Origin of the sequence: Erwinia psidii, from assembly GCF_003846135.1 — a bacterium.
Classification (GTDB): domain Bacteria; phylum Pseudomonadota; class Gammaproteobacteria; order Enterobacterales; family Enterobacteriaceae; genus Erwinia; species Erwinia psidii.
In genome coordinates, this window is record NZ_RHHM01000002.1 from 382466 (window position 1) to 396221 (window position 13756).

Below are 13756 nucleotides of genomic sequence, written 5' to 3' on the forward strand. Positions count from 1 at the left end.
TCACCATACTACACGGTTCATGCCAATCAGACTTTGTTATCCCTGTTATGTTTCACACCATTTTTACGTACTGGCCTCCCGCTAAACGGTCAGTAAACCAACGGCAGATTGTATGATGTTTCTTAATGATTTCCGATAACGATCAATAACCCTCTTTTGCGTCTCCTTCAGCATAGTGCTCATCCCTGAATATTGAGTCAAACTCTCCCTCTGAAGGAATCTCTATGTCGCAATTGCCTCCAACTGATGCAAAGCAGACCGCCTGGTATCGCTACAGCCATGCTGCCGTTTTGAAAAAGTTAAACAGCACTCCCTCAGGACTTTCAGCCACCCAGGCGCAGGAACGTCTCGCTTCCCTGGGGCCAAACCAGTTGCCACAACGCCCGGGGAAAAACGCGCTGATACGCTTTCTCGCCCATTTTAACGATGTGCTGATCTACGTGCTACTGGCTGCCGCCGTGCTGACCGGCATAATGGGGCACTGGGTAGACACCGCCGTGATCCTCGGCGTGGCGCTTATCAATTCGCTGATTGGCTTCATACAGGAAAACAATGCCGAAAAGTCGCTAAAAAGCATAGGAAATATGCTGCCCACGCAGTCTCTGGCAATGCGAGATAAGCAAATTCACACGCTTGATGCCCGCGAACTGGTGCCAGGCGATATCGTTATGCTACGTGCAGGCGATCGCATCCCGGCTGATTTGCGTTTGATTGAAGCTCATAATCTTCAGGTGGAAGAGGCGATCCTCACCGGAGAATCCACCGCAATCATCAAACAGACGGCGGCCATTGACAGCGAAGTGATGCTTGGTGACCGCAATAATCTGGTCTTTTCTGGCACCACCGTCAGTGCGGGCAGTGCCAGTGGCGTGGTCATTGCCACCGGCGGCGATACCGAACTTGGCCAAATCAACCATATCATGACCGATATCAACCCCATGCGAACGCCACTGCTGGTGCAGATGGATAAACTCGGTCACGTCATTTTCCTCAGTATCCTGGCGATGATGGGCGTCCTGTTTATCTTCTCACTGCTGCAGGGCAGCATGCCGATGGATCAGCTACTGCTTTCGCTGATCGGGCTGGCAGTCGCGGCAGTACCAGAGGGTTTACCTGCCATCATCTCGATCATTCTCTCGCTGGGTGTGCAGGCAATGGTTCGTAAACGGGCAATTATTCGCAAGCTGCCCACTGTTGAAACCCTTGGCGCAATGACGGTCGTGTGCAGTGACAAAACCGGCACGCTAACCATGAACGAAATGACGGTTAAAGCCGTATTACTGGCCGGCGGCAACCTGCGGGTGGAGGGAAACAGTTACCGTCCTGAGGGCCGTTTTCTGACCGAAGATGGGCTGAGGGCCGTTGAACCTGCATCTCAGCCGCTTCTCTGGCAGTTCCTGCGCGTTGCCGATCTCTGCAATGACAGCACGCTTGTGCAAGATGAACAGGGACACTGGAACATCACCGGCGGACCGACCGCAGGCGCACTGAAAGTGCTGGCGGTAAAAGGCCAGCTCCCGGCGCAAACGGTTCAGCTGAAGGATAAACTGCCCTTCGACTCGGCCTGGAAATATATGGCAACGCATCACCGGATTGCCGGGGAAGAGCAAATTTTAATGACTGGCGCCCCGGACGTGCTGTTGACACTGTGCCAGTTACAGCTGACCGGGCAAGGCAATGCCCCGCTCGACCGCCAGTACTGGGAGGAACAGATTGCCCGCTATGCCCGCGAAGGTCTGCGCATGGTAGCCTGTGCCTTTAAATACGTTGATGAGACGCAACCGCCGCTGGACCATCACGCCCTGCAACAGGGTATGATCTTCTGCGGTATCGCCGCAATGATGGACCCACCACGGCCGGAGGCGGTGCAGGCAATTGCGGAGTGCCACCAGGCGGGGATCAGGGTGAAAATGATCACCGGCGATCATCAGGAAACCGCGATGGCGATCGGCAAGATGTTGGGAATTGGTGATGGTCGCAATGCAGTAACAGGTTATCAACTGGAGCACATGACCGACGGCGAACTGGCAAACGCTGCCCTACGTTACGACATTTTTGCCCGCACCAGCCCGCAACATAAGCTGCGTCTGGTGAAAGCGCTGCAGGATAAAGGGGAAGTGGTGGGCATGACCGGCGACGGCGTAAACGATGCTCCCGCCCTTAAACAGGCTGATGTGGGCATTGCCATGGGCATTAAAGGCACCGAGGTAACAAAAGAAGCGGCTGACATGATACTGACGGATGACAACTTCGCCACCATCGCTAATGCGGTGAAGGAAGGACGTCGCGTCTGGGATAACCTGAAAAAAACCATCCTGTTCATTATGCCAACCAATCTGGCACAGGGTTTGTTGATTGTCATCGCCATGCTGATGGGCAACCTGCTACCGCTGACACCGGTACAGATTTTATGGATGAACATGGCCACTTCAGCCACTCTCTCCTTTGGCATCGCCTTTGAAAAAGCGGATAAAAATGTGATGCGCCGCGCCCCGCGTGATGCCAAACGGCACGTCATGGATCGCTATGCACTCTGGCGAGTAGGTTTTGTTGGCTTTCTGATTGCGATCAGCGCCTTTATGTTGGAAGCCTGGCTGCAACCGCGTGGCTACAGCGCAGAATTTATTCGCACTGTCCTGCTGCAAACGCTGGTGACCGCACAATGGGTTTATATGCTGAACTGCCGTGAAACCGAGCGCTTTTCGCTCAACCGTGGCCTGCTGCGAAACCGCGGCATCTGGGTGGTTACCCTTGTGCTTATCCTGCTGCAACTGGCGATCATCTGTCTGCCATTGATGAACACGCTGTTTGGCACCGTGCCACTGCCGCTGTCCTGGTGGCTAATCTCGCTGGCTGTGGGTACCGTACTGTTCCTGATTGTGGAGCTGGAAAAGCAGCTTACCCGCAGCTGGCGCAAAGCGTAATGGCACCGGCCGCGCTTATTCTGCTGAAAACCATGCCAATACGCTGTCATTAACGGTTGGCAGAGCGAGGCAACTTGCCGGACAGCCCCGGCGATATCAGGGCAGCAACGGGGCAATCGGCCTCATCGCTGCCGGGTTATCGTGAGCGCACGAGGTCAGTTTTCGCACTTACGTCATTTACAGTATGAAAAAATCCCCTGAGTACACCAACCGGATCAGGCCAGTGCGTTTGGCCAACGACGTGACCTGCACCTGGGGATAAGCAGGCCATTTCCCTGCTGAAAGCGCAACAGCAGGGGTTATGGCACCCTCTCAACCTGGGTGGCAAACGATGAAAAACGGTGTTTGTCACTCACCCGGCGACTGTTTTTGCAGCGCTTCCCACAGCCCCTGTAAATAGGTAACGCCCAGCGCGCGGTCATAAAGCCCGTACCCCGGACGCCCGGTTTCGCCCCAGATAAAACGGCCATGATCCGGGCGAATATAGCCATCAAAGCCATTGTCATGCAGCGCCTTCATCACCAGGTACATATCCAGAGAGCCATATTGTGTTGGATGCGCAGATTCATAAAAATCCTTGTCCTGAATCAGTTTGATATTGCGAACATGGGCAAAATGAATGCGATTGCGACGGGTAAACTCAGCCAGAATCGCGTAAACATCATTATCAGGATCCTCAGCAATCGAACCGGTACACAGCGTAATGCCGTTAGCCTCTGAATCCACCGCGCGGCATATCCAGTCCAGATCCTCACGATTTTTCACAATACGCGGCAAACCGAAAATGGAATAAGGCGGATCGTCAGGATGGATCGCCATCTTGATCCCCACGTCCTCGCAAACCGGGATAACCGCACGCAGAAAGTAAGCCAGATTGTCACGCAGTTTGTTTTCGTCCACGTCCTGATAACGGGCAAACAACGCCTGAACTTGCGCCAGTCGCTCCGGCTCCCAGCCGGGCAGGGCAAAACCGTTCGAGTTATCCAGCACCTCTTTCACCACGTCTTCCAGACGCTTATCGATGCCCTTTTTCTGAAAAGCCATAGTCAATGAACCATCGGCCAGCACATAGTTCATATCGGTCTTCATCCAGTCAAATACTGGCATAAAGTTGTAACAGATAACGTTGATACCCTGCTGCGCCAGGTGGCGAATAGTCTGTTGATAGTTGGCGATGTAGCGATCGCGCGAGGGGGCACCCGTTTTGATATCATCATGAATGTTGACGCTCTCGATCACCTCCATCTTCAGACCGGCCTGATGGCTGAGGCCAACCATTTTTTTAATTTTATCTTCCGGCCAGACTTCACCTGGTGCGACATCGTATAACGCCCCTACTACTCCCCCAATGCCAGGGATCTGACGAATATGCTTCAGAGGGATACTGTCCTCCTCTGGCCCAAACCAACGCATGGTAAATTGCATAGAAATAACCGTAAGTAAAAAAGGAATCACCAAGCTACCATACTAGTATTTAAAAAATCGATGAATAAACCACTGCAGAGTGGATCTCTGTCACAATCAGCGCCCTTGCCGGTGTTCAATGAGATGGGGTAACGCCGTCAACATATCCCTGTACGGGATTCACCCATTACGGTTAAGATGAACGGCTCAGCCAGAAATGCGCGACACCTTAGATTACGGCTTTTTTATCGCAGCACAGACACCAGACTTATCAGGAAAGAGGAAATGGAAACACGCCGCGATGAGCGCATAAAAAAGCTGGCGTACGCATTGCAGCAAACCGACAAGATCCACCTCAAAGAGGCGGCACAGCTGCTGGGTGTTTCGGAGATGACGGTCCGCCGCGATCTCAGTGAACCCTGTCTTGCCGTGCAGTTGCTTGGCGGTTATATCGTGAGCGATCCCAAAAACAGCCATGCGCGCTATTTTATCTCCGATCAGCAGACGCACAATGCCGGGCAGAAGCAACGCCTCGGGCAGCTGGCAGCCACACTGATACAAAAGCATGACACGGTATTTTTTGACTGTGGCACCACTATTCCCTGGATTATCAAAGCCATCGACCATCAGCTGGAATTCACCGCCATCTGCTGTGCGATGAATACCTTCCTGGCGCTACAGGAAAAAGCTGCCTGCCGGGTTTTTCTGAATGGCGGAGAATTTCACAGCGATAACGCCATCTTCACGCCACAGGGACCAGGTTCAGTGATGGACAATCTTTGCCCGGACAAAGCGTTTATTTCTGCGGCGGGTATTGATGCAGTGCAGGGGGCAACCTGCTACAACCTCAATGAGCTGCCGATCAAACATCTGGCCTTGCTGCGCGCCCGTCAGAAAATTCTGGTGGCTGACAGCAGTAAATTTGGCAAAGTGCTTTCCGCCCGGATTGGCGATCTTGACCTTTTTAATCGCTTAATCACCAACGAAGCCGCACCCAACGCACTTGCGCAACGGCTACAGCAGTCTGGTGTGGTTCACCAGCACCTCTGAGTATCTGACGCTCCGCTGACGGTACTACACAATCCCAACCCCAGAGGCATACGCGCTGAACAGCTCACGACAATTGCTGAGGTAAAATCCAAAAACAGATAAATTTGAAATATGTGGTCCGAACAGGTTTCTGACCGCCATAAAACGCCGGCTACGGCTGGGATTAGCCGCCGAAAACAGCTAAACTTCTTCCCCTGAGCGGGTAACCCGTGCCCCGGTTTCCACCTTAATTTCAGACAGCAAGAGGCTTATCCTACGTGGCTCAATTCGTCTACAGCATGCATCGCGTCGGCAAGGTAGTTCCGCCGAAACGCCATATACTGAAAAATATATCCCTGAGCTTTTTTCCCGGTGCCAAAATCGGCGTACTGGGTCTGAATGGTGCAGGTAAATCCACCCTGCTGCGCATTATGGCCGGTATCGACAAAGATATTGAAGGGGAAGCGCGTCCACAGCCAGGCATCAAGATAGGCTATTTGCCCCAGGAGCCGCAGCTTAATCTGGAACACAGCGTGCGCGAGTCAGTGGAAGAAGCACTGGCAGAAGTTGTGGGTGCACTCAAGCGTTTGGATGAAGTGTACGCACTTTACGCCGAAGAAGACGCCGATTTTGACAAACTGGCCGCCGAACAGGGCAAGCTGGAAGAGATTATCCAGGCTCATGACGGCCATAATCTTAACACACAGCTGGAACGTGCTGCCGACGCGCTGCGCCTGCCGGACTGGGAGGCAAAAATTGCCAACCTCTCCGGTGGTGAGCGTCGCCGCGTGGCGCTGTGCCGACTGCTGCTGGAAAAACCCGATATGCTGTTGCTGGACGAACCGACCAACCACCTGGATGCAGAATCCGTGGCGTGGCTGGAGCGATTCCTGCATGACTTTGAAGGTACGGTGGTGGCGATTACCCATGACCGCTACTTCCTTGATAACGTGGCAGGCTGGATCCTGGAGCTGGACCGTGGTGAAGGCATTCCATGGGAAGGCAACTACTCCTCCTGGCTGGAACAGAAAGATGCCCGTCTGGCACAGGAAGCCTCCAGCGAAGCGGCTCGCCGCAAATCCATTGAGAAAGAGCTGGAATGGGTACGTCAGGGGACCAAAGGCCGTCAGTCCAAAGGTAAAGCCCGCCTGGCACGCTTTGAAGAACTGAACAACACTGAATACCAGAAACGTAACGAAACCAATGAGTTGTTTATTCCACCGGGTGCCCGTCTGGGCGATAAAGTGCTGGAAGTCAGCAATCTCCGTAAATCTTACGGCGACCGCGTGCTGATTGACGATCTTTCCTTCTCCGTCCCTAAAGGCGCGATTGTCGGTATTATTGGTCCTAACGGTGCGGGGAAATCCACACTGTTCCGTATGATGTCCGGCCAGGAGCAGCCTGATTCCGGCACTATCGTACTGGGGGATACGGTTAAGCTGGCTTCGGTCGATCAGTTTCGCGACAGCATGGATAATGCAAAAACCGTCTGGGAAGAGGTTTCCGGTGGCCAGGACATCATGCGCATTGGCAATACTGAAATGCCAAGCCGTGCCTATGTTGGACGTTTTAACTTTAAAGGCGTTGACCAGGGCAAACGCGTCGGTGAACTGTCCGGTGGTGAGCGTGGCCGCCTGCATCTGGCCAAACTGTTGCAGGTTGGCGGCAACATGTTACTGCTTGATGAACCCACCAACGATCTGGATATCGAAACCCTGCGTGCGCTGGAAAACGCCCTGCTGGAGTTCCCTGGCTGTGCCATGGTCATCTCCCATGACCGCTGGTTCCTTGACCGTATCGCCACGCATATTCTCGACTATCAGGATGAAGGCAAAATCGAATTCTTCGAAGGCAATTTTACCGAATACGAAGAGTATAAAAAGCGCACGCTGGGCGCTGATGCGCTGGAGCCAAAGCGCATTAAATATAAGCGGATGATCAAGTAAAATAAGCAGGCGAGAGATTATCTCTCGCCTTCTAAACCGCTAGATTGCCTGAACCTCATATTGGTTTCCATTTATTGATACCGGAAACATAACTGCTGCTTTTCCGGGGAATTAATATGCAGTTTAATAGATTGTCATTATCAAATCCGATATAAATATTATCGCCCTCGCAAGCCCGATCCATCACCCTGTTATCCTGAAAATATAAACGATATTCAGAACGCGTTTTATGTCTTTCTCTTGCTTCGTACCATGTTACTTTTGCTCTGCTGGACAGCGCTTCACCCTCGATCATAAACGTTGCCATAACTTCTCTTTTCTGATCGCCAAAAAGACTTTTTAAGCTCGCCACGCCGTTAAACTCATGCTGATTAGATGCATTTCTGTCAGCCTCAACTTTCGTCAGCCTTTTAATACATCCCTTATTTCTGGTCTCTCTTTTATTATTCATGGGCCATGCTCCATGTTAAAAAAAACGATACCAAATATAATCATTTCAGTTATCTTTTCTTCTGGCTGAATCGATTTTCAGACCGTTAATATCGGGAGTCAGCTTAAAATATTCGCGCGGCTTACAGCCAGCCCATCAGGGCTGGTTTACTTGCCGTTCTGTCCGACATCCTCACCGACGGCGTGGACGCGCCGGTGCTCCGATGTTGGCGGGCGCTTAAGGGCGTTCAAATACAAACCGTTGTCTCCGCACTGTCAGTGTCCAGACTGCCTGCGACAATGACATCGGTGGAACAGGCTCTTATTGATAAAAAGCCCGGAATATCTGCGACTGTAACGCATAATTAATAAAGCTGATTAGCGCTGGCGAATTCAGTTTACACCCCGGATAAACCAGCCATAGCTCATTGCCTGATAATTGCCATTCCGGCAATACGGCCACCAGCGTATCTGCTGACAGCATCTCTTCCACCAGAAAACGAGGTAGCAGGCTGATCCCCCCGCCTCTCAATGCACACTCACGGGCATAGACCAGATTATCCGTCATATGGAGTGGCGGAGGCACACAGCGATAATACTCATCGTCTCTTTTTAATAACCACTCGTTCCATGCCTGATGGACAATACAACGATGCGCCGACAGTTGCTGTGGATGCACGATCTCCTGGTGCTGTGCCAGATAGTCTTTTGAGGCCACAAGCAGTTGCTCACAGCAACCAATACGCCGTCCTGTCAGCGATGAATCCTGCGGTTCGCCGGTACGCATGGCAATGTCGAATCCTTCCTTCACCAAATCACAGATGCCATCAGAAACCGATACCTCCAACGTGACATCCGGGTAAGCCTGCAGGAAAGCGGTATTTAATTTTGCCAATAGCGTTGCTGCAATGCCTGCCGGCGAGGTAATACGCAACCGGCCGCTGGGATTATCCCGCAGACGCTCAATGGCCATTCCTGCTCTTTCACTGGCCTGTAACAGCTCCTGACAATGCACCAGATAGCGTTCCCCGGCAAACGTCAGGTTGAGCTGACGGGTGGTCCGGTTAAGCAACCGTATCCCCAGCGTCTGTTCAAGCAGACTGATACGCTGACTGACACTGGACTTGGGTAAACCTGCACGCCTGGCGGCGGCGGTAAAACTACCACACTCAACCACCAGGGCAAAAAGCGCCATATCCTGAAGCTGTTTAAACATTATTGTTCACCTGAAACGAACACTCCATAAGCCATTGTACGTATTATAATTACCCTGCTAAGGCCTTACACTGAATATCACACCTCAACGGAGATACGCTATGACAATTAAAGCAATTGCTGTTAATCCAGAAAAACCGGAGCAATTTTTTGAATTTCAACCAGAAAAACGTACTTCAGGTGAATATGAGCTACTGGTTTAAGTCCGGCGGTTTAGGTCAATCCGGTGGACACAACAGTACACGCAAGCGCACAAAAAAATGGCCTGCAACAGCCGCGTATTCTCGGTTGGGATGCCAGCGGAGTGGTGCTGGAAGTGGGCAGCAAAGCCACGGAATTCAGGCCCGGTGATGAAGTCTGGTATACCGGAGATATCACCCGCGGCGGCAGTAACAGCAGCCAGCAATTAATTGATGCCCGTATCGCCAGCCATAAACCCTCCTCACTGGACCGGGCAGCGTCGGCAGCCATACCGCTGACCGCACTGACCGCCTGAGAAGGTTTATTCGACCGTCTGCATATTGACCAGGCCGCAGAAGGGAAAACCTTATTGCTTGTCGGTGGCGCTGGCGATCCCGTTTGCAAAATTGTATAGCAAGGCCGCCATTATCGCGATGGCATCACGTCCTGAGTCAGCACAGTGGTGCAGGGATGGCGCGGCCAATCTGGTGATTGATTACAGGAATATGCCGGGAGAACTGGAGAAACACGGGCTGAAACAGGTAGATTATATTTTCTGCCTGAACGATACCGACGGCCACTGGGCAGCAATGACGCTGTTGATTGCGCCACAGGGCCACCATCGTGGAAAATGAAACGACCGCTCGACACGGAGCAGCTGAAGCTGAAAAGCGCCTCGCTGCATTTTGAATTTATGTTCACCCGCAGCATGTTCACCCCGCCGGATATTTCCCGCCGGGGTGAAATTTTGCAGCAGACGGCAACGCTGCCCGACGAGGGAAAAATCACCACTTTCCTTAGTAAAACACTGCACGGACTGATGTGTGGAAAATCTGCGCGAAGCCCATCGTCTGGTGCAGGAAGGAGATATGCGCGGAAAGGTGGTCATCACCTGTTAATCAGTGCTGATGCTGGCAAGGCTCAGGCCCCCAGCATCTCTTTTACCAGCTCCACACAGCGCAAAAAGCGCTGATCGTAATTATCCTGCTCAATATGCTGATAGGCGATGTTGTTAGCCTCCAGCATCGATGCCAGCAGCGCCTGAAATTCTTTTCTGTCAACCGAGCTGCCGAGGCTACGCAGGCCGTCAGCCACCCACGGCACATTGTTCTCCACCAGGATAACCAGATCGAAACGGTACTCGTCAATTAATGCCTGCACGAAGGGGTGCTCCCGGCCTTCATATTTCTTGCAGAATGCCTGAGTGGTGACGAAATCGGTATCAATGAAGGCCACTTTATTGGCGTACTTTACAGCAAAATCAATATATTGCGCCTGGCCAAGGGCAATTTTGTCATAGTCAGAATATTGCAATGCCATTTCATCGCCGCCAAGGTGCGAAAAGACATAATCGCGGCCATACTCCCATGCACTGGTGGTATTAAAAATATTGGCCAGTTTGTTGACCAGCGTCGACTTACCGCTCGATTCTCCTCCCAGGATCGCCACCGTGCGCACGAAGAACGGCTTCACCTCGGTGGGGATATATTCCCAGTAACGGAAAGGGTCCTGACGGATCTGCGTGCCGCTGATGTTCATAAACGAGCGTTTTGGATCGATCAGCACCGTATCAATCCCCAGATGCTGCTGATACTGCGGCACATCCGGTTCTTCACTGGTATAAACGCGATTCGGCACAATACCATGATTCGCCATAAAATCATTAATGCCACGGCTCCAGACATCCCAACCGTGCGGATACGGCTCCATCCCTTCTTCGTTAAAGGAATGAATGCGAATATTCTTCTGATATTTAAAGGTTTGCAGCAGCCAGCGCAGACGATCGCTAACGGTCGGCTGCTGCGACATGGCACTGTCTTCGAACAGCTTACGATCACGTGGCTCATCGTGGCCCATGATGATATGCAATTCATCCACCTGGCTACAGGCGCGCTGGATCAGGTAAATATGGCCGGTATGCAGTGGATAAAACTTACCAAAAACCACGCCAACGGTTTTTTCCCGGCGGGGAAATTCCAGTCCCAGAAAACGATGGAGCGCTTCCAGCTTTTTGGCGCTGGGGCTGTTGATTTTGGCATTCAACAGCTGGCTGAGATAGCCTTTGGTCATGCCGCTGGCATCAGCCACCTGCTGCAAAGTGCAACCCTTCTGACGGATCGCGGTTTTCAGATACTCAAAAGACGACATCAAATGTCTCCTGCATCACGGGCGTAATAAATTTTAGTTATGTGATGATGGGTGGCGTTTACATCAAAGGGCGAAGCAAATCGCCACATAAATTACCACTTAAAACGTCAGAGTTCATCAAGGATTGCCAGCGCATCAGCCAGCTTTTTCACCCCGTAGACCTTCATATTTTCCGGCATTTTCTTCGGCACATTGGCAGCAGGTACAATCGCCCGGCGAAAACCGTGTTTCGCCGCTTCTGAAATACGCTCCTGCCCGCTTGGCACCGGGCGAATTTCCCCCGCCAGCCCCACCTCACCAAAAACCACCAGGTCCTGAGGTAAAGGGCGGTCACGCAGGCTGGACACCATCGACAGCATCAGCGCCAGGTCGGCGCTGGTTTCACTGACCTTCACGCCGCCAACCACATTGACAAAAACGTCCTGATCGGCCATTTGCAGACCGCCATGACGATGCAACACCGCCAGAAGGATCGCCAGGCGGTTCTGCTCCAGCCCTACGGCCACACGTCTTGGATTACCCATCATTGAGTGGTCAACCAGCGCCTGAATTTCCACCAGCAAAGGTCGCGTACCTTCCCACAGCACCATCACCGAGCTACCGGAAGTCACCTCCTCGCCCCGACTGAGAAAAATAGCGGAAGGGTTGCTGACTTCACGCAGTCCGTGTTCGGTCATGGCAAACACGCCCAGCTCATTCACCGCCCCGAAACGGTTTTTATGACTACGCAAGGTACGAAAACGGGAATCGGCATCGCCATCCAGTAACACTGAACAGTCGATACAGTGTTCCAGCACCTTTGGCCCGGCCAGTGAACCATCTTTGGTGACGTGCCCCACCATCACGATGGCCACGCCACGCGTCTTGGCAAAGCGGGTCAGATAAGCGGCGGTTTCACGCACCTGTGCCACGCTGCCAGGGGATGACTGGATATCGGCCATGTGCATCACCTGAATGGAGTCGATCACCATCAGTCTGGGCTGTTCCTGTTCGGCAATCAGGCAGATCTGCTCAATGCTGGTTTCCGACAGCATATTCAGATTTTCCGTTGGCAGGCCCAGCCGGTGTGCCCGCATCGCCACCTGCTGTAATGACTCTTCGCCGGTGACGTAAAGGGTTTTCATCCCTTCAGCCAGTTTGCACAGGGTTTGCAACAGCAGGGTACTTTTTCCCGCGCCGGGATTACCGCCGATCAGAATCGCACTGCCCGGCACCACGCCACCACCCAGCACGCGGTCAAACTCTTTAAAACCGGTAGAAAAACGGGGTAACGCTTCAAGGCTGACTTCTGACAGCTTCTGCACCCGGCTGGTTCCGGCACTGCCGGCATAGCCAGACAGCCGCTCGTTACGTGCTGCGGCAGGCGATGCTGCCAGACGCACCTCGGTGATGGTATTCCAGGCATGGCAGGCGCTGCACTGCCCCTGCCAGCGCGGATAATCTGCACCGCATTCGTTACAGACAAAAGCACGTTTTACCGCTTTGGCCAAATTTACCCCTTAACGTTCTTCATGGATCAGGCTGCCACTAAGGATACACAGCACCCCGATCAAATCGGCATGACGGATGGTGACCTCGGTTTTTTCATTTACCTTAGGCTTGGCATGATAGGCGATACCCAGCGCCGACGCCTGGATCATCAGCAGATCGTTGGCTCCGTCGCCAATAGCAACGGTTTGCTCCGGGGCGATCTCAAAACGCTTAGCCAGCCGCAGCAGGGTATCAGCTTTATACTGCGCATCGACGATATCGCCCAACAGCTCGCCGGTCAGTTTGCCATCGCAAATTTCCAGCTCGTTGGCGACAATAGCAGACAAATGCAGGGTGTCGCGCAAATATTCAGCAAAAAAGGTAAAGCCGCCCGACGCAATCGCCACCTGCCAGCCCAGCGCATGGAGTTTTTGCACCAGTGAAACCAGGCCAGGCATCAGCGGCAACCGGTCACGGACCTGCTTCAGAATACCGGCATCAGCATTTTTCAGCGTCGCCACACGCTGACGCAAACTGGCAGTAAAATCGAGTTCGCCACGCATTGCACGCTCGGTGACCTCTGCCACCTGTTCGCCGCTGCCAGCCAGCCGGGCGATTTCGTCAATGCATTCAATTTCAATGGCGGTGGAATCCATATCCATCACCAGCAGTCCTGGGGTTTTAAGCGAGGGAATCCGCCCCAACGGTGCCACGTCGAGGCCCACATCGTGCGCCAGTCGGGTGGCCTGCGGCGTCAGCGAACCGGCCAGCCGGACCACATGATAATCCTCCACCTGCCAGGCACTGACGATCACCAGCGCGGCGCCCAGATGCTGCTGCAATGCGGTCAGACGCGCTTTATCCAGACTGCGCCCGTACAAAAGCCAGCCAGTGTGACCAGCGCGGTAATCCAGCGGCATCACTTCATCACCGCTGAGAGAGAGAGGCAAAACCGGCCAGAGTGATATATCGGCAGGCAGATCGCACCAGGTCATACTAATAGGCATTACA

The 13756-nt window shown here is 53.0% G+C and carries 9 protein-coding genes and 1 pseudogene; 4 read left to right on the forward strand and 6 right to left on the reverse strand.

The genetic code is table 11. From position 1 onward, the window contains the following. Positions 1-224 precede the first annotated feature (224 nt). Entirely contained in the window at positions 225-2924 is a 2700-nt protein-coding gene (locus tag EB241_RS04385; protein ID WP_124231986.1) for a cation-transporting P-type ATPase, read from the forward strand. Between the two features lie 348 nt (positions 2925-3272). Here EB241_RS04385 and uxuA read toward each other — a convergent pair whose 3' ends face one another. Next, on the reverse strand, positions 3273-4349 hold the full coding sequence (uxuA, locus tag EB241_RS04390) for a mannonate dehydratase (RefSeq protein ID WP_124231987.1): 1077 nt from the start codon (positions 4347-4349) through the stop codon (positions 3273-3275). 264 nt (positions 4350-4613) lie between these two features. On the opposite strand from uxuA, the gene deoR reads away from it, so the two are divergent. Together deoR and ettA are read left to right on the forward strand one after the other, a co-directional pair. Next, positions 4614-5378, forward strand: a complete 765-nt coding sequence (gene deoR, locus EB241_RS04395; protein ID WP_124231988.1) for a DNA-binding transcriptional repressor DeoR — start codon at positions 4614-4616, stop codon at positions 5376-5378. 257 nt (positions 5379-5635) lie between these two features. Continuing rightward, positions 5636-7303 carry an energy-dependent translational throttle protein EttA gene (ettA, locus tag EB241_RS04400; protein WP_124231989.1) on the forward strand — a complete coding sequence of 556 codons (1668 nt, stop codon included), beginning with the start codon at positions 5636-5638 and terminating at the stop codon, positions 7301-7303. A gap of 55 nt (positions 7304-7358) precedes the next feature. Here ettA and EB241_RS04405 read toward each other — a convergent pair whose 3' ends face one another. Together EB241_RS04405 and EB241_RS04410 are read right to left on the reverse strand one after the other, a co-directional pair. After that, positions 7359-7754 (reverse strand): type II restriction endonuclease, encoded by a 396-nt coding sequence (locus EB241_RS04405; protein WP_124231990.1) that lies wholly within the window; start codon positions 7752-7754, stop codon positions 7359-7361. Between the two features lie 300 nt (positions 7755-8054). Beyond that, a complete protein-coding gene (locus EB241_RS04410) occupies positions 8055-8951 on the reverse strand; it encodes a LysR family transcriptional regulator (protein WP_124231991.1) in 897 nt (298 codons plus the stop codon). Between the two features lie 97 nt (positions 8952-9048). Here EB241_RS04410 and EB241_RS04415 point away from each other — a divergent pair. Then, positions 9049-10026 (forward strand): annotated as a pseudogene (locus tag EB241_RS04415) (zinc-binding alcohol dehydrogenase family protein). A gap of 22 nt (positions 10027-10048) precedes the next feature. Here the strand turns inward: EB241_RS04415 and nadR are convergent. From nadR to serB, 3 genes are all read right to left on the reverse strand, one after another. Then, complete coding sequence (gene nadR, locus EB241_RS04420; protein WP_124231992.1) at positions 10049-11275, reverse strand: multifunctional transcriptional regulator/nicotinamide-nucleotide adenylyltransferase/ribosylnicotinamide kinase NadR; 1227 nt, start codon at positions 11273-11275, stop codon at positions 10049-10051. A gap of 107 nt (positions 11276-11382) precedes the next feature. Further along, entirely contained in the window at positions 11383-12765 is a 1383-nt protein-coding gene (radA, locus tag EB241_RS04425) for a DNA repair protein RadA (RefSeq protein WP_124231993.1), read from the reverse strand. A 9-nt stretch (positions 12766-12774) separates the two neighbouring features. Then, on the reverse strand, positions 12775-13752 hold the full coding sequence (gene serB / locus EB241_RS04430; RefSeq protein ID WP_124231994.1) for a phosphoserine phosphatase: 978 nt from the start codon (positions 13750-13752) through the stop codon (positions 12775-12777). Between the last annotated feature and the right edge of the window lie 4 nt (positions 13753-13756).